This is a genomic window from Chryseobacterium formosum (genome assembly GCF_026460885.1).
Taxonomy (GTDB): domain Bacteria; phylum Bacteroidota; class Bacteroidia; order Flavobacteriales; family Weeksellaceae; genus Chryseobacterium; species Chryseobacterium formosus.
This window is the reverse complement of the sequence record NZ_JAOVZW010000030.1, coordinates 15,690-36,594: the sequence shown is the minus strand read 5'-3', so window position 1 is coordinate 36,594 and position 20,905 is coordinate 15,690. Positions and strand designations below refer to the sequence as shown.

Annotated in this window: 17 protein-coding genes; 12 read left to right on the top strand and 5 right to left on the bottom strand. The window is 33.1% G+C overall.

From position 1 onward, the window contains the following. Positions 1–43: 43 nt before the first annotated feature. Positions 44–1,426, top strand: a complete 1,383-nt coding sequence (locus tag OF897_RS19885) for an RtcB family protein (protein WP_267267410.1) — start codon at positions 44–46, stop codon at positions 1,424–1,426. A gap of 155 nt (positions 1,427–1,581) precedes the next feature. Here OF897_RS19885 and OF897_RS19880 read toward each other — a convergent pair whose 3' ends face one another. Continuing rightward, positions 1,582–3,198 carry a reverse transcriptase/maturase family protein gene (locus tag OF897_RS19880; protein ID WP_267267409.1) on the bottom strand — a complete coding sequence of 539 codons (1,617 nt, stop codon included), beginning with the start codon at positions 3,196–3,198 and terminating at the stop codon, positions 1,582–1,584. A gap of 349 nt (positions 3,199–3,547) precedes the next feature. On the opposite strand from OF897_RS19880, the gene OF897_RS19875 reads away from it, so the two are divergent. Together OF897_RS19875 and OF897_RS19870 are read left to right on the top strand one after the other, a co-directional pair. After that, positions 3,548–4,735: a hypothetical protein gene (locus OF897_RS19875; RefSeq protein WP_267267408.1), complete on the top strand. Its 1,188-nt coding sequence runs from the start codon at positions 3,548–3,550 to the stop codon at positions 4,733–4,735. 190 nt (positions 4,736–4,925) lie between these two features. Then, positions 4,926–5,648, top strand: a complete 723-nt coding sequence (locus OF897_RS19870; RefSeq protein ID WP_267267407.1) for a hypothetical protein — start codon at positions 4,926–4,928, stop codon at positions 5,646–5,648. Between the two features lie 404 nt (positions 5,649–6,052). Here OF897_RS19870 and OF897_RS19865 read toward each other — a convergent pair whose 3' ends face one another. Next, a complete protein-coding gene (locus OF897_RS19865; protein WP_267267406.1) occupies positions 6,053–6,487 on the bottom strand; it encodes a cold-shock protein in 435 nt (144 codons plus the stop codon). A gap of 447 nt (positions 6,488–6,934) precedes the next feature. Between OF897_RS19865 and OF897_RS19860 the strand changes: the two genes are divergently transcribed. From OF897_RS19860 to OF897_RS19835, 6 genes are all read left to right on the top strand, one after another. Further along, the gene (locus OF897_RS19860; RefSeq protein ID WP_267267405.1) at positions 6,935–7,375 is read left to right on the top strand and encodes a MarR family winged helix-turn-helix transcriptional regulator; all 441 of its coding nucleotides are present in this window, start codon (positions 6,935–6,937) and stop codon (positions 7,373–7,375) included. A gap of 6 nt (positions 7,376–7,381) precedes the next feature. Then, the gene (locus OF897_RS19855; RefSeq protein ID WP_267267404.1) at positions 7,382–9,805 is read left to right on the top strand and encodes a TonB-dependent receptor domain-containing protein; all 2,424 of its coding nucleotides are present in this window, start codon (positions 7,382–7,384) and stop codon (positions 9,803–9,805) included. 313 nt (positions 9,806–10,118) lie between these two features. Continuing rightward, positions 10,119–11,156 (top strand): RNA ligase family protein, encoded by a 1,038-nt coding sequence (locus OF897_RS19850; protein ID WP_267267403.1) that lies wholly within the window; start codon positions 10,119–10,121, stop codon positions 11,154–11,156. A gap of 41 nt (positions 11,157–11,197) precedes the next feature. Further along, a complete protein-coding gene (locus OF897_RS19845) occupies positions 11,198–11,695 on the top strand; it encodes a hypothetical protein (protein ID WP_267267402.1) in 498 nt (165 codons plus the stop codon). 66 nt (positions 11,696–11,761) lie between these two features. Beyond that, positions 11,762–12,211 (top strand): hypothetical protein, encoded by a 450-nt coding sequence (locus tag OF897_RS19840; RefSeq protein WP_267267401.1) that lies wholly within the window; start codon positions 11,762–11,764, stop codon positions 12,209–12,211. 189 nt (positions 12,212–12,400) lie between these two features. Beyond that, on the top strand, positions 12,401–13,132 hold the full coding sequence (locus OF897_RS19835) for a hypothetical protein (protein WP_267267400.1): 732 nt from the start codon (positions 12,401–12,403) through the stop codon (positions 13,130–13,132). A gap of 630 nt (positions 13,133–13,762) precedes the next feature. Here OF897_RS19835 and OF897_RS19830 read toward each other — a convergent pair. The 3 genes from OF897_RS19830 to rpsO all read right to left on the bottom strand — a co-directional run bounded on the left by OF897_RS19830 (position 13,763) and on the right by rpsO (position 17,813). After that, on the bottom strand, positions 13,763–16,060 hold the full coding sequence (locus OF897_RS19830; RefSeq protein WP_267267399.1) for a polyribonucleotide nucleotidyltransferase: 2,298 nt from the start codon (positions 16,058–16,060) through the stop codon (positions 13,763–13,765). 142 nt (positions 16,061–16,202) lie between these two features. Beyond that, the gene (locus OF897_RS19825; RefSeq protein WP_267267398.1) at positions 16,203–17,393 is read right to left on the bottom strand and encodes an acyloxyacyl hydrolase; all 1,191 of its coding nucleotides are present in this window, start codon (positions 17,391–17,393) and stop codon (positions 16,203–16,205) included. A gap of 150 nt (positions 17,394–17,543) precedes the next feature. Then, entirely contained in the window at positions 17,544–17,813 is a 270-nt protein-coding gene (gene rpsO / locus OF897_RS19820; RefSeq protein ID WP_027386233.1) for a 30S ribosomal protein S15, read from the bottom strand. Positions 17,814–18,089: 276 nt separating this feature from the next. Here rpsO and OF897_RS19815 point away from each other — a divergent pair, with 276 nt between their 5' ends. The 3 genes from OF897_RS19815 to OF897_RS19805 all read left to right on the top strand — a co-directional run bounded on the left by OF897_RS19815 (position 18,090) and on the right by OF897_RS19805 (position 20,806). Beyond that, positions 18,090–18,647 (top strand): pyruvate decarboxylase, encoded by a 558-nt coding sequence (locus tag OF897_RS19815; RefSeq protein ID WP_267267397.1) that lies wholly within the window; start codon positions 18,090–18,092, stop codon positions 18,645–18,647. Positions 18,648–18,731: 84 nt separating this feature from the next. Next, the gene (gene mgtE / locus OF897_RS19810) at positions 18,732–20,054 is read left to right on the top strand and encodes a magnesium transporter (RefSeq protein ID WP_267267396.1); all 1,323 of its coding nucleotides are present in this window, start codon (positions 18,732–18,734) and stop codon (positions 20,052–20,054) included. Between the two features lie 23 nt (positions 20,055–20,077). Further along, positions 20,078–20,806: an ABC transporter substrate-binding protein gene (locus tag OF897_RS19805; protein WP_267267395.1), complete on the top strand. Its 729-nt coding sequence runs from the start codon at positions 20,078–20,080 to the stop codon at positions 20,804–20,806. Positions 20,807–20,905 lie beyond the last annotated feature (99 nt).

Sequence of the window (20,905 nt, the reverse complement as noted above, 5' to 3'; positions counted from 1 at the left end):
GCACACTTTAGCAATTACTTTGCATTATCAAAACGAAATAAAAATGGAATTTAACGGAAACAACTTAATCGAATTAGGATATAGATCAGCAAAATGGTTCAAAGAAGCCATTGCGTATATCAACGAAAATAATTTGGATGAAAATCAAATCACAGCATATTTGGAACAATTCAAACAACCCGAATTGATTCCGCTTCATGAAACAGCAAAAGATTTTGTCATCAACATCAGAGCGGAGCATGAAAGTGAAAATGATAACGTGGAAAAAGTAATCAACACGATGAACGTTTTGATGAAAACTCCGACTTTGGTTGCGGGAGCAATTATGCCCGATGCTTGTCCTACAGGTCCGGTTGGTCAAATTCCGGTTGGTGGAGTTGTTGTGGCAAAAAATGCAATTCATCCGGGATTTCATAGTGCAGATATTTGTTGTTCAGTGATGTTGACGGATTTTGGAAAAGCTGATCCTAAAGAAGTTTTGGACGCAGCGCATTCAATCACACACTTCGGATACGGAGGAAGAGAGAGAGGACAACAAATGCCGATGTCTCAGGAATTAATGGATGCTTTCAGAGAAAATGATTTCTTGAATGATGAAAAATTAATAAGTATCGCCCGTTCGCATATGGGAACTCAAGGTGACGGAAACCACTTCTTATTCGTTGGAATTTCAAAAAATACAGGAAATACTATGTTGGTGACTCACCACGGATCGAGAGCTCCAGGGGCGGCTTTGTATGATAAAGGAATGAAGGTCGCCAATAAATTCAGACTGGAAATTTCACCTGAAACATTGAGAGAGAACGCATGGATTCCTTATGAAACCGAAGAAGGGAAATCGTATTGGGAAGCGTTACAATTGATAAGAACCTGGACGAAAGAAAACCATACTTCAATTCACGATGCTATTTTGAATAAAATGGAAATCGAAAAACAAGACAGATATTGGAACGAACATAATTTTGTATTCAAGGACGGAGATTTATTTTACCATGCAAAAGGAGCGACTCCGCTTGATGATAAATTTATGCCGGATATTACAGGACCAAGATTGATTCCGTTGAATATGTCGGAACCCGTTTTGATCGTTCAGGGAAAAACGAATGAGAGAAACTTAGGTTTTGCACCACACGGAGCAGGAAGAAATTTCAGCAGAACGCAACATAAAAAATCTTTGGCTCATAAGACCATTGAAGAAGTTTTTGAAGAAGAAACCAAAGGATTAGATATCCGTTTCTTCTCGAATGAAATTGATATTTCGGAACTTCCGACTGCCTATAAAAGCGCCAAAAACGTGAGAGCCCAAATTGAAGAATATGGACTTTGCGAGGTTTTGGATGAAGTGATGCCTTATGGTTGTATTATGGCGGGGGATGTGCAGAAGAATGCGCCTTGGAAGAGGAAGAAGAAGTTTAGAAAGGCTTAGGGTTCTTGACAAACATCTTATTTAAAAATCTTCACACAGTTTGTCATTCCGTAGGAATCTAAGCGCATAAATTATGTTTAATACCATATTTATTGAATTAAAACATTTTACTAAAAATAATGTAAAATGTTTTAATTCATTTTTTAAGATGAATATTATTTTAGATGCCTTTTTATTGCGGTGTGTACAATATGTTTTCTTTTACGCAGCTGCTTTTCAAAATGATTCGACTTAAATATGTCACAACATCTTTTAACATAACCCATATAATTAGAATTCTTTGTTTGTGACTTGACTTCTTTACTAATAAAAGAATATTCTCCTTTTTCGTTTAATTCTAAAATTGATTTTTTTCTAAATTTTTGTTTTAGCTCATTACTTTCTGAATCAATCTCTCGCAAAGGCTTATTATAAAGTTTTTTTATTTGATTTAAATAAATAGCTTTCTTTTGAAATGGATCTTTCTGATTTACTTTAATAGTTCTCCGCGCCCTTCTTTTTACAATACTTATTAATCTTCGATAAAACTTGGCAAGATTGGTAGATTTTATATGAACGTTAAACCCTCTAAATTCAAAGCCCAAATAGATTAATGGCGAATTGATCGACCTACTTCCGTCTCCATTTATTTTTACTGACGTTAATCTCTTTTGTTTTAACGTATTAAATTCAAGATGTTCAAATATAAAAACTTCTGTCTTCGCAGTGCTTATTTCAACTTTACTTTCTTTAATTAAACTTTCTACATATTTTTTAATCTCATCAATCTCATCTATTTTACATATTATAACAATGTCATCTGAATATCGCCTGTAATAAACATTTCGAATATTAACAAGATTTTCAATAATTGTTTTATCAAAATCAAATAAATAAATATTTGCTAATACAGCACTGATAGGCAATCCTTGAGGAATTCCCACAATTTGTTTCTGCTTATTTCTAAAAGGATTTTTGTAAATTCTCAATCTACCAGCTTTTATATGCTTTCGAAAATCTTCATTTGAATCAAAAAAACATTTATATCCCCGTGTCCTTCTAATCTCAGCTAATCTACTTTCATCAAATTGAGATTTTCTTCCTGCTTTTTTATTGAATTTTCGCAGGTCGTCCTTTAAAACATAACTGAAATTGGTGCAAGATTTAAAAACATTGTAATGGTCACTCGGAAGTTTTTCTTCATCAATAATGAAAGCCCATTTTTCCTTTAAAATTTTGTGATCTAATGAAGAAAAGAAACCTTTAATATCAAAAGTTAAAACGGCTGTCTTTTCATTTTTTTCAGTTCTTGATTTAATTTCATCAAAAACCTCTTTTGCAAAATGTATTGTACTTTTTCCCTTATCCGAATTTTCTTCGGTTTTTATTTTCCTATAAGCAGTAACGCAGTCTGACAATTTCTCAGTCGTCAAAAGCTTTTCTTCATATTTTGCATTTAATAAACTTGCATAATAGCCGTAAATTAAAGCATCATAGTGACTCGCATAGTGTAATGGTCTTAACTTAGATGATTTTTCGGTATGCCCTGTTTTTTCTACAACATGTTTATGAGAACGTCCAATTGTTATATGTTTTGTAGTATCATGCTTTTTAAATTTTCTTTCTTTGATAAATGAATGCATTAGTGGATAAAATGCATATTTCGATACAAATTCTTTATTCTCAATTTGTCTTTTACATACTCGCCAATTTTCACCAATTTTTAAACTTGGTGTAATGTGTAGATAACCTTTAGATTTTAACCAATCTGGAATGTTCTGAGAGTTATTCATATAAAAATACTTGTGCATTAAGTTCTAGCGATAATGATATTTATTTTACATACATCCCGAAGGAGCGGACTAGTACCCAATTACTGAGTCATCGTGTGTTTCGTAAATATATAGAAGCTTTAACTAAACCATTAATCCAATTTGATATGAATCTAATATGTTGTATATTTGCTTCAGTCTTGAGTGCCTTATTTGAGGCAGCCCTTGATAAATCTTAATCCTGAATATCTCTAATATTCAGTAAAGCTAAAAAGCCCTTTAGTCCTAACTAGTTGTAAAAAATCAACTTTCTGCACAAGCACAGCAAATATAACACTATAATTATTAAATTTACAAAAACTTAATAATTATGAATACAAGACTTGGTGATTTATATTCTTTAAAAAACCATCCTTATGATAACAATTCTACCAAGGTAAAAATTGCCGGCTTGGCATCCATGACTCCTCCAATCCTTGTCGTTTCTGAAATTTTAAATTCTCCAAAACAATATGACATTGACACAGGAATTATTAAATCCGGTCAAGTTAGATGTATTTTCTATTCTCACAAAAACCATAAATTCGAAAATTTATGGTTTAATATTAATGATTTAAAACTAATCGAAAAAAATGACAGCGACGTTAATCGCGAAGATAGAGTAAATGATGAAATTGTAACAAAAGATGTAGTTTTAAATAGATTTGATAATCCATCGATATTAAAGGAAATTAAGAACGAGTTTCTAAATAAACAAGTTATTCTAAATTCTTGTGATCTAGAACTAGGTAAACTAAAAACTACTTTCAGTCAAACAGAATATAAATCGATCGATAAAATTACTGCTCATTTAGATTTTTTACCACCTGTTTTAACTGTAATTGATGTAAAGTTAAATGAAGAAAAAATTGGTTTCAATCCAAAATCAGGTAATCGAAAAAAGATCTCTGCTGTATATTTATTAAAATGTAAATGGTACAATTCCCTGTCAGGATCATTTTCAGAAGATTTTATACCAATTGATACAGTTCAAATTTTACCAAACCTAGATTTAAATCCTATCAAAGATGCAATTAATAATAAAAATATTTTTAGATATGATTTAGGAAAAGACATTTTAAAGGAAAGTGCAAAATCACTTAAACATATATATGTGCTTCCCTTAGAAATAATTTTCAATCATCATAAATATGAGGTAAGATATTATGACATTTTCAGAGATAGATTCTCAAAAATGAAATTTAATGATTTTATGTTGGGTGAAGATAAGATGAAAGTAGATGATTTAATTCTAGAGAAAATTCCAGAGTTTAAAAGTGACGTGGGGGAATTCAGTAAAATAAAAGATTTTATTTTTGAAAAAAATAATTTTTACAGAATTATTTATCGTGATTTACAAGGCAATACAACAAAAAGAATAATATTTGTTAAAGAGTTTATTCAAAATAAAGTTGTAATCGCAGATTGTTTATTAAGAAATGGAGAAGAACGACATTTTAGAGTCGATGAAAATGCAATTCTAAAGCTGGAAATTTTAAATCAAAGTTTTTTCATATAACTAAAGCGGCCACAAGCGAGACGCTTGCGCCAGAAAAACACTACAAGACAACAAAAGACCAGAAGTAATTCCGGTCTTTTTCACTACCCCAACTTAACATAACATATTCGAAATCAAAATATTCTAACAAAACCTAACACACATTCAAAATAATTTCTATATTTGAATCACTAACAAAAACACAATTGATATGTCAAGCACCTCAGAAGTAGGTCACGCTAAAAATGCAGCGAACCTTCAAAAAATTACGCAACAAGTTTCTACGTACAGCCTTTACAATCCACCGATTGCCGACATTACAGTTAACAGTCTTCAGGCATTATACATCAATGCCAATGCAAAACTGATAGAAGTTGGAGACAAACGAAGCACTAATAAAAATGCAATCGTTGCCCGTCAAACCGCTTTTGAAAATTTAAGATCTACTTGTACAAGCATCATTAATTTATTGGAAATTGTGGGCTTACCAGAAGGAACTTTAGATCAGGCAAGATCTTTAACCCAGACCATTCAGGGCAGCTCAAGGAAGATCAATCCACCGATGGAAGAAGGTAAAGAAGCACCCAAAACATCATCTACCTCCCGACAGTCTTTCACTTCAAAAGCTGAAAATTTCGGTCTCCTTTTACAAATGCTTTCCACCTTACCTGCTTACACACCCAATGAAGATGCGCTAAAGTTGCAAAACCTCAGCACCTATCACGAATCATTAAAAGCTGTAACCCTTGTCGTAGACCAAACCGAGTCTGTGTTGAACACTAAAATCATAGAACGTGACAGAATTCTTTACGCAGAAGATACAGGAGTCTATGCCATCTCTCTAAAAATTAAAAAATACGTAAAAAGCCTCTACGGAGCCACTTCCCCGGAATATAAAACTGTTTCAACGATAGAGTTTACCAATAGAAAATAATTTGTGTTTAAACCTTAAAAATATTGAAACTCAGTAATTCAATATTTTTATCAAAGTAAAGTTGCATTTTTGTAATGTAACTTTATTTTTTTGCATTGTAAGTTTACTTTTTACTGATGTGATTACACTTTGGCACGATGTAATTTTTCATTCTTGTCATGTAACTTTACTTTTTTGAGCTGTATCTTTATTCTTTAACAATATGATTTCACTTTTTTGCTATGTTATTTTATCTTGATACGATGTAACTATACTTTTTTGCATGGTCAACTCCTACTCTTACATCACAGAAAATATTTTCCTATTTATGAGTGAAAATTTTTCATTACAAAAAAACAAAGGCTCCAAATTGGAGCCTTTACTGTAATATAATCTATTCGGTTTTTGATTCCGAAATTGAATAATTATTTAACCATTCTGATTTCTACGGCAACAAAACCTTTTGGAGATTTCTCTTTTTCAAAAGATACTTTGTTTCCTTTTTTAATCGGCTCCATACAGTTGTTACTGTGGAAGAATACATTTTCTTTAGAACCGTCTTCTGTAATAAAACCGTAACCTTTTTCACTGAAAAATGTTACAATTCCCGTCTTAATTAATTCTTCCGCTTCAATAGGAGCTGCACCCAATTGGATGTTGTTGATGTCAAAATCCTCAACATTGCTGTTATCCGGTGGTGTAGAAGTCAATTGACCGTTTGCATCAACATACATGATCATGTCATCAAGACCTTTACCTTTGTTGTTGACCGTTTTACGCTCTTCTCTTTTCTGAGCTTTTTCTTTTGCTTTCTGAACTTTTTTCTTGAAATTTTCTTTTTTTGAGAAAGAATCCGCCATATATATTTAAAAATTTATTTGTTACGAGCTGATATTTGAATGAAGTTTTACTTTAAAACATTTCATTTCATCAAATACTATTTCTGAAATTGATGTAGAAAGGTATCCTATTGTTTTTCAGTAATAATATAAAGATTGCCGGTACAAATATTTTTAAGGAATAAACTGGGGCATCTGAAATGTGAAAACTGAGGGAAAATAAATGTTTTTAACCCTGCCTGAAGCAAAAGTCGAAAACCTTTCTATTAATTGCTATGCAAATATACGAAAATATTATTGGTATTTAAGCTAAATATAACTTTTTCATATTCAATAATTTATAAAACTCATTTTCTTCATTAAAATTAGTACTGAAAAAACTTCGTGTCGATTGTAACAAAATAAAAAACTCAGCTACAAATTAATTGATATATCAATAATTGATCAATCATCATTAAACTTTTAATTATGGGAAAATTAGATTCAATCATATTTTACAACATAGATAAAGCGATAAGAGCATATAGAAATTACGCTCAAAGACAGCTAAAACTCAACGGTTTTACCATTACAATCGATCAATGGTTGATTATTAAAGCAATTCTCGAAAACCCTGAAATCACTCAAAATGAAATCGGAAATTTAGTTTTCAAAGACAATGCTTCTGTGACAAGAATCATCGAGCTATTGGTGAAATCTGAATATGTAATTCGAACCATTCACAGCAAAGACCGAAGGAAAACCAATCTTGAAGTAACAGCTTTAGGTATAAAAATCATTAAGGACGTTCAAAAAATTGTAGAACAAAACAGAGCAATCGCCTTAGATGGAATTTCTAAAGAAGAACTACAAATCATGAACAATACCCTATTAAAAATCTCAGAAAATACAATCAACTCTAAAAAATAAAACACGATGGCACGACTAATCCTATTCATTTTTGTTTTGCTGATGTCTATTTTCAGCAGCAAAATCTCTGCACAAACCGCTTCCCAAATCTACTCTCTTTCGGGAAGCATCGATTCTGATAAAATAAATCAGATAGAAATCAATTTATTTAATTCAGAAAACAAATTGGTAAAAACCGAGATTGCCGATCAAAACGGAAAATTTACATTTAATGATCTTGCAAATGGAAATTACATGGTAAAAATCAACAAAAACGGTTCAGAAGTCTACAAGTCTGAAACTGTTTCTGTAACGGAAAATACAAACCTTCCTATAATTCATTTAAATGAAAAAACCATTGAAGGCGTTACCATAACAAAAGCCAAACCATATATCGAGCGACAGGAAGGAAAAATGATTTTGAATGTCGAAAACAGTATTGCTGCAACCGGAAATTCAGCCTTTGAAGTTTTGGAAAAAGCTCCCGGAGTCAATATTGACGGCAGTGACAATATCAGTTTGAGAGGAAAAGGAAATCTTTTAGTTCAAATCGATGGTAAAAATACACCGATGACCGGAACTGATCTTGCCAATTATCTTCGAGGAATTCCTTCATCAAGTGTAGAAAAAGTAGAATTTATTACTAATCCTTCCTCAAAATACGATGCAGCAGGAACTTCGATTATCAATATTAAACTTAAAAAAGATCAGCGAAAAGGCACGAACGGAAGTCTTTCCACTTCATTGGGAACGGGAAAATATATTAAAAACAATAATAATTTCAGCATCAATCACCGCAACAAAAAAGTAAACATCTTTGCCAATTATGGTTTTGCTTACAGAGAATTTTACAATCATCTTGTTTTAGACAGAAACTTTTACGACAGCAATGGAAATTTCGGGAAAGCCTATATACAGGACAATTATTTAAAATTTAATTTTAGAAATCACATCGCTAAAGCCGGAATGGATTATTATATCAACGACAATAACATTATTGGGTTTTCGGCAGGTTTCGTAAGCAACAGATTTGATCCGAGAGGTGACAATTCAAGTCTGGTTTTAAGCAGTAATCAGCTTCCTGAAAGTACTTTCACCACACAAAACCGCTCAAAAGATCATTGGAAAAATGCTTCTTTCAATCTAAACTATAAATACAAAATCGATTCTTTAGGTTCAGAATTAACGACCGATTTAGATTATATCAATTATTCAAATACTTCGCTCCAGAATTTTGACACGAAAAATTACGCCATCAATGGAGCACTAAGCAGTTTTGATATTTTAAAAGGCGACATCAATGGTGGTTTAAATATTTACTCTTTAAAATCCGATTTATCGAAACACTTGAAAAACAACTGGAAAATAGAATCCGGAATTAAAACCAGCTTCGTAAAAGCCGATAATGATATGCAGTTTTTCGATGCCACTTCGGGAATTTCTATCGTTGATCAAAACAAAACCAATCATTTTATCTATGAAGAAAACATCAATGCATTGTACGGAAACGTATCTAAAAAATGGGATAAATTCAGCACCACATTTGGTTTAAGAGCCGAAAATACCAATGTGACAGGAACTCAGATTACCACCAATCAGGTGAACAAAAAGAATTATACCCAATTGTTTCCGAGTGCCGTATTTTCTTACGATCTGAATGACCAAAATAATATTGAACTTAATTTCAGCCGAAGAATTACAAGACCTAGTTACAATCAGTTGAATCCATTTAAGTTTTTCCTCGATCCTACAACGTACAGAGCCGGAAATCCAGATTTGAATCCGCAAACAACGATGAATTATGAATTCACCTACAGCTTAAAAAACAAATATTTTGCAACGTTAAGCTACAGCAAAACCTCAGATAACATCACCGATGTTTTGAAACCAACCGTAGAAAACGGAAATATTGTGGTAGTTCAGACCAATGATAATTTAAGTTCGGCATCTTATTTAGGGCTATATCTTATTGCTCCCATGAAAGTAGCAAAATGGTGGGATATGAACAACAGCGCCAATTTATACTACGGTTCTTACACCGGAAATATTTCTGATACCTATATTAAAAACCAGGGAAATTTCACTTTCAATGTCAACAGCATCAATTCTTTTAAACTTGGAAATGGTTTTACCGCCGAACTTACCGGAAATTACAGAGCCCGTGAAGTTTATGCTTACATGAATTTAAAACCAAACTGGTATCTGAATATCGGTGCTCAAAAGAAATTTAAAAACAACAGCACCTTGAAATTTGCCATCAATGATATTTTCTTCACCAGTAATCCTGAAGCTAAAAACGTCTATTCCAATTACATCGAAAATTTCGTAATGCGAAGAGAAACCCGTGTTGCAACGCTTTCTTACACCTATAATTTAGGTTCATCTAAAAATGCACAGCCAAGAAAAACAGGTGGTGCGGATGATTTGAAACAGAGAATTGGGAATGGGTAAATCATTGTGAAGAACTAATAACTGTCATTGCGAGGAACGAAGCAATCTTTTGCAAGAGCAGATAAATAAAGATTACGGAATTTCGTAATCTTTATTTTTATGAAGAAATCATATATTTGGGAAAATTATTTGTGAAAATATTTCATTTACTCAAAACCTTCCGATTTTGAGCACCGAATAAATAGTAATAATAGATCACAATCAGAAAAACAGTTAAATTGAGCATTTTTGAGCCTTGAAAAGAAATGAAGCATTATTTATTTACAATCTATTAATTAATCAACGACTCAATCAGCAATTTAAAAATAACAGTATGAGCGAATTTTCAGGGTACGAAAAGATGCCCAATAATTTAAAAAAATTAGGATTAAGTGAAAATGATTTTTCCCAAATGGAAAAATTAAAATGGGTAGTTACAGAAAAGGTGCATGGTGCCAACTTTAGTTTCATCTACGAAAAAGGCACGTTGAAATTTGCCAAAAGAAAAGATTATCTCAGCTGGACAGACGATTTCTTTGGGTTTCAATTGGTTGTAAACAAACTGGAAGACAATATACTGAGCCTTTTTGAACAGCTCAGCAACGAAATCATTGGAGAGAAATACATTGTTTACGGCGAACTTTTCGGAGGCAAATATCCTCATCCGGAAGTCAATCCTATAAACGATTTGCACGCCATTCAAACGGGAGTATATTATGCACCTACAATCGAGTTTTGCGCTTTTGATATTGCGGTAGAAACCAATGGTTCGGATTCTAAATATTATCTGGATTACGAAAGTTCGGTCAATTATTTCAATCAATTCGGGATATTTTACGCCAAACCGTTGTTGATTGGGAAATTCAATGAAGCCATGAATTTCAACATCAGAATCAATTCAACCACTCCCAAAGAATTTGGACTTCCGGAACTGAACGACAATTTGATAGAAGGCGTTGTCATCAAACCTTTTAACCAAATAGATAATACGATATTTCAAAGACCGATAGTGAAACTGAAAAATCCTGAATTCGACGAAGAAGATAAATTTCATGAGGCAGAAAAATGGTCGTTCATCCCGAATGTATCGTCCAAAACGGAAGATTTATCTTTCATCGTAGAAGAATTGAGAAATTACGTCACTCAAAACAGATTGCAAAGTGCAATCTCAAAAATAGGAACCTTGGATGCGAACAATCAAGTTCGGATTTCGGAAATTAAAAAAGAATTTTCGGAAGATGTAGTAACCGATTTCAATGAAAACAATAACAACCTTTTGAACGATTTGTCTCCCGCCGAAAAAGAATGGATTCTGACAAGAATTCATGCCGAAATAAACCGAATAATCACTGCAAATCTTACCAATTCTTAAGTTGTGATAGGGAACGATAATTATTAAAAAGATATTTAATCATGACTGATAAAGCATTAAAAATCAATACAAGTCAAACACCAGAAAAGTTCATTCATTCAGCCAATGAAATTATTACTTTTCTCGTTGAGAGTTTACAAAAAATCGACATTTTAGATAAAGAAGTATTTGAAAGGAATGAAGCACTATTAAACCCGAAAGAGCCAAGTTTAATACAACCCGGAGAAATGGAATTGGTTGCTGAGTATACAGAAAGGCGAAAAATGATTACAGATTCAATTTCTTTGAAACCTCAGGAAGATTTTGGATATTTTCCCGGTAAGCCGTCAAGATATGATTATATGAATGATACGACAGTTAAAATTGATTTCATAATGAAGTCAAATACTCGTGCCGTTATCGAGATAGAATATGAATACTTTACTAAAAGAAAAGACCAGTTTATAATCAGGAACGTAGAAAATAATTGGAAAATTGAATCAAAAAATGTGCTTTTAAGCAGAAAGGATGGATGGGAAAAAAAGAAAGCTGAACTATAAAAATTCAGGAAAAATTTTGTTGGACAAAAAGGCTAAAATTAGGAAAACTTATTATTGAAATATATTATGTTGGATAAAGTAAAATCTTTTATTTTTTCATTATTGGAGAACTCAAATATTTCGGTCAATAATGAAACAACAAAGAGAAATAGGGAATTATTAAAAGTTAGGGATTCGGAAGAAAACTTTAAAGAAGTTCTCGAAACAGTTAATATAAATGTTCCAAAAGAAGATTGGAAATATTTAGACTTGGGTAGTCTGATTTTAGATTGGTCTTCCACAACCAATGAACCCGATGAAGAATATCTTTGGGGAGGCTTTAAAATACATAGTTATTCCTCTGCATTAAGAACTCCTTCCCATTTTTGGGATAATTATAATGACGACAGCCGTTTTTGGGAAAACAATCCACAACCCGAAGCAGAAGCTGTTTGGAAGGATTTTTTACCTAAACTTAATTATTTCCATAAATCATCACCCGCTGCGCAAAGTCTCCGACTTTGCGCAATATCTTAAATTCAAAACTGATAATCCAGATCTATAATCCGTACTTACATTAAAAAAACAAAAACCCTAACCTCCCGTTAGGGTTTTTGTTTCTCCAAACTTAACATAATATCCTCACAATCAAAATATTTCAAGCAAAAACCATTTCAAATCAAAATAAATTTTATATTTGAAAAATAATTTAAAACACAAATACTTATGTCATCTACATCTGAAGTAGGACACGCCAAAAATGTGGCAAACCTACAAAAACTTACCCAGCAAGTTTCCGTTTACACTCTTTACAATCCGCCGGTTCCAAATCTTACAGTTGCCAATCTTCAGGCATTGTATGCCACAGCTAATGCAAAATTAGCCGAGGTCGAAGACAAACGAAACGCCAACAAAAACGCCATCGCTTTGCGTCAGACCGCTTTCGAAAACCTAAAAACAACCTGTACCCGTATCATCAACCGTTTAGAAATTTTGGGATTACTGGCGGGAACATTAGATCAGGCAAAATCCTTAAACCGTTCTATCCAGGGCAGTAGTAAGAAAAAAACAATTTCCTCAAAGACAGACAACGAAGAACAATCCACCAACAACCCCATTTCTACTTCCCGACAGTCATTCACCCAACAAACAGAAAATTTCGGAATTCTTCTGCAGCTGTTGGCAACCATTCCCAATTACAGTCCAGATGAAGCCGAACTACAATTAACCAATCTCAATACCTACCACACTTCTTTAATCAGCGCTACTCAAGCCGTAGACCAAACCGAAGCCGAACTCAACGTAAAGCTGATTGAGAGAAACCAGATTTTATATACAGAAGAAACAGGGCTCTACTCCATCGCCCAAAACGTAAAAAAATATGTAAAAAGTCTTTACGGAGCCACTTCACCTGAATATACAACGGTTTCACCCATTATATTTACGAAGCAAAAATAATATTTACTTTTCCTAAAGCGATACAAGAATAAAATCATGAACAATAAGGATAAGAATATCCGTAATTGTTAAGAAGTCAACATATAACAGCTTGTTTGTCTTTCCGTAGGAATCTAAACTACCCTGTTTTTATTGTATTGAGATTCCTCCGGAATGACAAAACGGCTGCTGGATTCAGCGCTATACTTAAAAACGGAGATACATTTCAATATTCTTTCAACCTAAAGTTACATTCTTACGATGTAACTTTATTTTTTTGCGATATCATTTTATATTGGCATAATCTGACTTTATATTTTAGCGATATTGATTTATATTTTTGCATCATCAAGTTCTATTCTTCCGTCTGTAAGTTATATTCTTCTGTCTGCGAGTTATATTTTTATGTCTGCAAACTATATTCTTGCTTTGTGAAATACTATTGATATGATATAAAATACCATTTTTGTCTAAAAAAAATTATCCAAAATTCCTTAATGCCCAGGAGGAGAAATATCTGTGTAGAACAATAAATCATATATAAAACTATTTTATCAAATTGAGATTGCTTCGTCACTTCGTTTCTCGCAATGACATAAAACAAAACCACCGGAAATTCGGTGGTTTTATATCTATATGATTTTAAAAATCTTAAGCTTCGTTCAAAGGCTTATGTTCTCCAGGCTGATCTTGCCCTTCAGGATTTACATTTCCTTCAGGTCTTGCCGGTCTGTCTGGTCTTCCTTGACCTTCCGGTCTTGTTGGTCTATCCGATCTGTTTTGTCCTTCTGGTCTTCCCTGTCCTTCTTCTCTTGGTTTTTGCTCAGGTCTTGGTGGTCTTGGCAATAAAACTTTTCTTGAAAGTTTCATTTTCTTACGGTCATCATAACCCATAAATTTCACCTCAACTTCGTCACCTTCTTTGTAAGGAACTTTATCAAGACGAGCCCATTCGATTTCAGAGATATGAAGAAGTCCTTCAGTACCTTTTGCAATCGCTACAAAAGCTCCGAAATCCATTACTTTCACTACTCTACCTTGGTAAACTTCACCAATAACAGGTACAAAAGTAATTTCGTTGATTCTTGCAATCGCCTCGTTGATTTTCTCTCTGCTAACACCAGAAATTTCAATTCTACCGATTTCACCAACTTCTTCAATTGCGATAACAGTATCAGTATCTTTCTGCATTTGCTGAATGATTTTTCCACCAGGTCCGATTACAGCACCGATAAAATCTTTAGAGATTTCCATCATCACCATTTTCGGAGCATGAGGTTTCACATCTTCTCTTGGAGCAGAAATAGTTTCATTCAATTTATCAAGAATATGTAATCTTCCGTTTCTAGCTTGTAGAAGCGCTTTCTCCATAATATCCATAGATAATCCTTGGATCTTAATATCCATCTGACAAGCAGTGATTCCGTCTGCAGTTCCTGTTACTTTAAAGTCCATATCACCTAAGTGATCTTCGTCTCCTAAGATATCAGAAAGTACAGTGAATTTTCCTGTTTTAACGTCAGTTACCAATCCCATTGCAATACCAGAAACTGGTTTTGTAATTTGGATACCTGCATCCATCAAAGCCAATGTACCTGCACAAACTGTCGCCATAGAAGACGAACCGTTTGATTCTAAAATATCAGAAACGATACGGATTGTATAAGGATTTTCTTCCGGGATCATGTTTGCCAAAGCTCTTTGAGCTAAGTTTCCGTGACCAACTTCTCTTCTTGAAGTTCCTCTTAAAGGACGAGCTTCACCGGTTGAGAATGGAGGGAAGTTATAATGAAGGAAGAATCTTTCGTCATAATTAGCCATCACACTGTCCACCATATTTGCATCTTTCACTGAACCTAAAGTTACAGCTGTCAAAGATTGAGTTTCACCTCTTGTAAAGATTGCTGAACCGTGAGCTCCAGGTAAATAATCAATTTCGCTCCAGATTGGACGAATTGTTTCAGGATCACGACCATCAAGACGGATTTTATCATTGATAATCATCTGACGCATCGCTTCTTTTTCCACATCGTGGTAATATACTTTTGCAAAAGGAGTTACTCTCTCCAATTCTTCAGGATGCTCTACATATTGAGCTAAAAATTCAGCCAAAACAGCTTTGAATTTCTCACCTCTTTCTTCTTTTCCTGAAGGAGTTTTCGCTACTTCATATACTTTATCGTAAGTTTCTTTCCACACTTTCTCACGAATTGCTTCGTCGTGATTTTCGTGGCTGTATTCTCTTTTTGGGAATGATTTACCTACTTTTTCAGCTAATCTTTCCTGAGCTTCAACTTGTTTTTTGATTTCAACGTGAGCAAATTGAATCGCTTCAAGCATTTCTGCTTCAGAGATTTCTTTCATTTCACCTTCTACCATTACGATAGAATCTTTCGTTGCTCCAACCATAATGTCCAGGTCAGCAATTTTAAGATCTTCTAATTTCGGGTTGATAGAAAGTTCACCGTTGATTCTTACTACTCTTACTTCAGACATCGGTCCGTTGAAAGGAATATCAGTAATTGCAATCGCTGCAGATGCTGCAAGACCTGCTAAATCATCTGGAATAGACTGTCCATCGTAAGAAATCAATGAAATCATTACCTGAACCTCCGCATGGAAATCTTCCGGGAATAAAGGTCTCAAAACTCTATCTACCAAACGCATTGTCAGGATTTCCTGATCAGATGGTCTAGCTTCTCTTCTAAAGAAGTTTCCAGGGATTTTACCACCTGCATAGAATTTTTCTCTGTAATCTACTGTCAATGGTAAGAAATCTACACCATCTCTAGCTTCTTTACTGGCTACAACAGTTGCTAAAAGCATTGTTCCGCCCATTTTTACTACTACAGATCCGTCGGCTTGTTTTGCCAGTTTCCCTGTTTCTAATGTGATTTCTCTGCCGTCTGCAAGAGTAATCATCTCTGTAATTGCTTGAGGTACACTCATAAATTGTTTTGTGTCGCACTCCGTATTGAGTGCTTTAATTAATTATATTTCGTCTAAATTATCGTGCAAATTTAGTGTTTTTGTTTTACATAGAACGGTTAAACTTATTTAAGCAAAACATCTCCGTTATATTTAAATTAAATTATAAATTTTTCTTATTAAAAATTCTGTAACCGAGCCTCCATTCTATATAATCAGCTTTATGGAAAATGAATGAACGAAGACCAATTCCGATCAACAGATTTTTCCCGATTGTGTATTGGAAACCAACTCTCTGATAAAAAATAGTTTTATCATAACGCTTGTCGATTGTCTTTTTAAATAAATAAAAACCAGGCTGAACCTGAATGGCAAATTTTGAAATTGAGAGTCGGTAAGATGGAAAAATATTCAGCAAAAGTTGATCATTTTGAAATCTTTTTGTTGTCTGAATTTTACCGTTTTCATCCTGATAAAATTTATGGTTGTAATCTTCGTCATACATTACACCCAATCCTAATCCAAGTGAAGATTTATAGGTAATTTGTCTGTGATAAACCGTTTCCAAACCCCAATTCTGATAATATCTTCCTTTAAATTTATCAATCAAATCAACATCATCATAAGTAAATCCTTCATCTTTTCCATAAAAAATAGAATGTCTTACGCCTCCAAAAACATTCACATCCAAAGTAGAATATTTGTCAAATACCGACAAAGTATCTTTCGGAGCAAATTGTCTTTCATCAAAATGATATGTGAGAGAAAGCTGTGAATTGAATATATTCATTCCCTTATTTGGAAGTTTCAAGGCACCATTTGAAAAATGAGTAAAATTTAAACCCAATCCTAAATCTAAATGTTTGGAAAGATAATATTTATAATTGGCTCCAAAATTAATATAAACACTCACTGAAGATCCGAAAGTTTGATTAAGATACCCTTTTTCCTGATCAAAAGGCGTCCAATTGAAAGCAAAACCACCGCTTGTATTGTAACTCCAGGAGTGAGTTGGTGTTTCTTTGATTACTCCACCAAAAGTTCCGTAAACAGCGAAAGGCCTTCCCATATCACTGTTTTTCAAGAAATCATAGGCTACAATTCCTCCTCCATAATAAGGTCTTCCAAATCTTTTGTGCCACTCCTGACTTCCATCGGTTTGTACGGCAAGTTCTGCAGAAGCGCCGATAAATTCTCTATGCTTAAGTGTTTTAAGATAATCATTAGTTCCTAAAAACTTTCCAAACTGCAAACCTACTGAAGCCTGAAGATTTGATCTTGGAATACTATCCAATTCCTGAGAACTGTAAAAACCTGAAATCAGCAGAAATAAAAATAAATAAAAGTGTTTCAAATCAGTGGATTAATTTAAAAGAGACAAATTTAAATGATTTCTTTAAAGATTTGTTAAATTCTTATGCTAAGTTTTAAAATTTTGACCGTATTTCAGACAAAAAAAGCAACCTCTTTCGAAGTTGCTTCTTTATTCTGGAAACCGGATAGATTATTTTCTTAATCCTAGTTCAGCGATAATCGCTCTGTATCTTGTAATATCTTTTTTCTTAAGATAATCCAATAAACTTTTTCTCTTACCTACTAATTTCACCAAAGATCTTTCAGTATTGAAATCATGACGATTAGCTTTCAAGTGCTGAGATAAGTGGTTAATTCTGAACGTGAAAAGAGCTACTTGTCCTTCAGCTGTTCCTGTGTCTTGTGCAGATTTACCGTGCTTTGCGAAAATTTCTGCTTTTTTTTCTGTTGTTAAGTACATTCCAATATTGTTTAATGATTATTATGTAACGGGTGCAAAAGTACGACTATTTTTTAATTCAGCAAAAAACATTTTAGAATTACATTAAATCTTTTAAATAATTTTATTTTCAAGTCGTTGATTTTTCAATATTTAAATTAAAATATCATTAAGATTTTCAACTTTGGAAACATTATTGATTCCATATATTAATTTTGATAGAAAAATATGTTAAAAAAATCTTAATAAAATTATGCCATCCCATTAAAAGACAGTAATTTTACAGCCGACAAAAAGATGAAAAATTTTTTATTTTACACGTTTATTTCTTCTGTATTTATCATCAGTATTTCTTCTGTAAAAGCACAGAAAAGCATTGGTCATGATAATATAAAGAAAATCCTGTACTTCAACCCTGAAGTAGAACCCGATATTGAAGAAATAAAAGAACCTACTAATCATGCTTTCTTTAGCGCAGTTTCGGATAACATTAGTGCCTTTCGAAAAAATAAAATGTTGAGATCTGAAATTCAGGTTTCTTTCGACAGCATTGATTCTAAAACCATTATTGAATACTGCAAAAACAATGATGCAGATTTCGCTATTGTTCCAAAAGTAAAATATTTCAAAGTAGGATTGGGAAAATATGTTTTCTCTAATCAGGTTGTCATAAGTATGAAACTTTTTGATTCTGAAGGAAATCTTATTACCTCATCAGATTATGATACTTACCGTAAAAATATGCGACTTTTAGGTTCTGCTGCAAACTCCATAAAAATTGGAACAAACGGCGCCATGAAAAATATTTTGAAAGAGTTAAGGAAAATTAAACCTTCTGTAGAAGCTGGTTTTTAAACTTTAAATAAACCTTAAATTTAGTACATCGGTCTCCAATTCTAAAAAATTTGGGCTATTTTTGCATATCAAAAATTTCATGTTTTGAATTCTACAGACGAACTTACCTTTAATCCCGCCGATATTGCCGAAAGACTTAGCGAACTTCACGCTGATGAAAGACTGTTGGCTTTTCTGAAAGTTCCGAAAGAATATAAAGCTGATGTTTTTTCACATTTAGATCCTGATTTTCAAGAAGAAACCATTCGAAGTATTGGAAGTGATGACGTTTCAGAAATCCTGAATGCAATGACTCCCGATGACAGAACGGCTCTGTTTGAAGATTTTCCGGATGAATTGATTAAATATTCTATCAACCATTTAAATCCGCAGGAACGAAGAATTGCCCTGAAACTTTTAGGTTATAATTCTGATTCTATCGCCCGTTTGATGACGCCTTATTACATTCAAATCCGTAAAGAATGGACCGTAAAAAGATGTCTTCAACAGATTAAAAAAGTCGGGAAAAAGGTAGAAACCATAAACCATCTTTACGTTGTTGATGAAAGAAATCATTTGATTGATGATTTGGCTTTGGGAAGTTTATTGTTAGTAGAAGAAGATACTTTGGTTTCTGAACTTACAGATAATCAATTCGTTGCTATTAAAACAACAACCTCTAAAGAAGACGCCGTTACGTATTTCGAAAAATACGACCGAACTGCACTTCCTATTATTACAGAAGCCGGGGTTTTGGTTGGAATTGTAACGATCGACGATATTTTAGATCAAATTGAATCACAAAACACCGAAGATATTCAGAAATTCGGGGGTGTTGAAGCCCTTGATGATCCGTATATTCAAACCCACTGGTTTGAAATGATTAAAAAGCGCGGACTTTGGCTGATTGTTCTTTTCTTTTTACAGCTGATTACAGCATCCGTCATGGGTTTTTATGAAAATGAAATCGAAAAGGCGGTAGTTTTAGCATTATTTATTCCTTTAATAATTTCAAGTGGAGGAAATTCTGGTTCGCAGGCTGCAACTTTGATTATTCGTGCAATGGCTTTACAGGAAATCACTGTAAAAGACTGGTGGACTGTGATGAAAAAAGAATTGGTGACAGGTTTAATTTTAGGAACTTTCTTAGGCGTCATTGGGTTTTTCAGAATTATGATTTGGCATAAGCTCGGTTGGTTCGATTATGGTGATTACTGGTTTTTCATAGGAATCAGTGCAGGAATTTCTTTGGCAATGATTGTACTTTGGGGAACAATTTCCGGTTCTATGGTTCCCTTTATTCTTAAAAAATTCAATCTCGATCCCGCAACTTCTTCGGCTCCATTTGTTGCAACTTTGGTGGATGTTACCGGATTAATTATTTATTTTACGATTGCAGCAATGTTTTTAACCGGAAAACTTTTGTAATTTTAGGCAAAGTCTAAAATTTTATGCGAGTTATTTCTTTAGTACCTTCTATTACAGAAGCTTTATTTGATTTAGGTTTAACGGAAAATGAAGTTATTGGCAGAACAAAATTCTGTATTCATCCTTCAGAGAAGGTAAAAAACGTAGAAATTATCGGCGGTACAAAAAATCTTAATATTGAGAAGATTAAAAGCTTAAAACCTGATTTAATTTTAGCTAACAAAGAAGAAAACGTAAAAGAACAGGTTGAAATTTTAATGAAAGATTTCAAAGTGAATGTTTATAATACCGAAACAGTTGAAGACAATTATTATTTATTAAAAAACTTAGGATTACTCTTTCATAAAGAAGAAAAAGCGCAACTTTTCAATCTTAAAATCTACGAAGTTCTCAATCAGACTAAAATTAATTCTAAAATAAAAGTCGCTTATCTGATTTGGAATAATCCTTATATGACGGTTGGTTCAGATACATTTATTCATCATATTTTAACTGAAATTGGTTTTGAAAATATTTTTAAAAATCGAACCCGTTATCCGGAAATTCAAACTGAAGATTTAAAGGAAGCTGATGTTATCATGCTTTCTTCTGAACCTTTTCCATTTAAAGAAAAACATATTGAAGAGTTAAAAACTGTTTATCCTGACAAAAAAATAATGATTGTTGACGGAGAAGCTTTTTCCTGGTATGGAACGCATATTGCGAAGTGTGAAAATTATTTTAAAGAACTTATTGTTGAATTTAATAATTAATTAAACATACACTTTGTCATTCCGTAGGAATCTAAATGTTTGCACTTTTTCTAAGCTGTTGAGATTCCTGCGGAATGGCAAACTTTGCGGTTAATTATA

Coding starts and splice junctions, on each gene's coding strand:
- OF897_RS19845 (WP_267267402.1), top strand. CDS start 11,198: ATGACTGATAAAGCATTAAAAATCAATACAAGTCAAACACCAGAAAAG.
- OF897_RS19830 (WP_267267399.1), bottom strand. CDS start 16,060: ATGAGTGTACCTCAAGCAATTACAGAGATGATTACTCTTGCAGACGGC.
- OF897_RS19885 (WP_267267410.1), top strand. CDS start 44: ATGGAATTTAACGGAAACAACTTAATCGAATTAGGATATAGATCAGCA.
- OF897_RS19835 (WP_267267400.1), top strand. CDS start 12,401: ATGTCATCTACATCTGAAGTAGGACACGCCAAAAATGTGGCAAACCTA.
- OF897_RS19850 (WP_267267403.1), top strand. CDS start 10,119: ATGAGCGAATTTTCAGGGTACGAAAAGATGCCCAATAATTTAAAAAAA.
- OF897_RS19840 (WP_267267401.1), top strand. CDS start 11,762: ATGTTGGATAAAGTAAAATCTTTTATTTTTTCATTATTGGAGAACTCA.
- OF897_RS19815 (WP_267267397.1), top strand. CDS start 18,090: ATGAAAAATTTTTTATTTTACACGTTTATTTCTTCTGTATTTATCATC.
- OF897_RS19875 (WP_267267408.1), top strand. CDS start 3,548: ATGAATACAAGACTTGGTGATTTATATTCTTTAAAAAACCATCCTTAT.
- OF897_RS19855 (WP_267267404.1), top strand. CDS start 7,382: ATGGCACGACTAATCCTATTCATTTTTGTTTTGCTGATGTCTATTTTC.
- OF897_RS19805 (WP_267267395.1), top strand. CDS start 20,078: ATGCGAGTTATTTCTTTAGTACCTTCTATTACAGAAGCTTTATTTGAT.
- OF897_RS19865 (WP_267267406.1), bottom strand. CDS start 6,487: ATGGCGGATTCTTTCTCAAAAAAAGAAAATTTCAAGAAAAAAGTTCAG.
- OF897_RS19880 (WP_267267409.1), bottom strand. CDS start 3,198: ATGAATAACTCTCAGAACATTCCAGATTGGTTAAAATCTAAAGGTTAT.
- OF897_RS19870 (WP_267267407.1), top strand. CDS start 4,926: ATGTCAAGCACCTCAGAAGTAGGTCACGCTAAAAATGCAGCGAACCTT.
- rpsO (WP_027386233.1), bottom strand. CDS start 17,813: ATGTACTTAACAACAGAAAAAAAAGCAGAAATTTTCGCAAAGCACGGT.
- OF897_RS19860 (WP_267267405.1), top strand. CDS start 6,935: ATGGGAAAATTAGATTCAATCATATTTTACAACATAGATAAAGCGATA.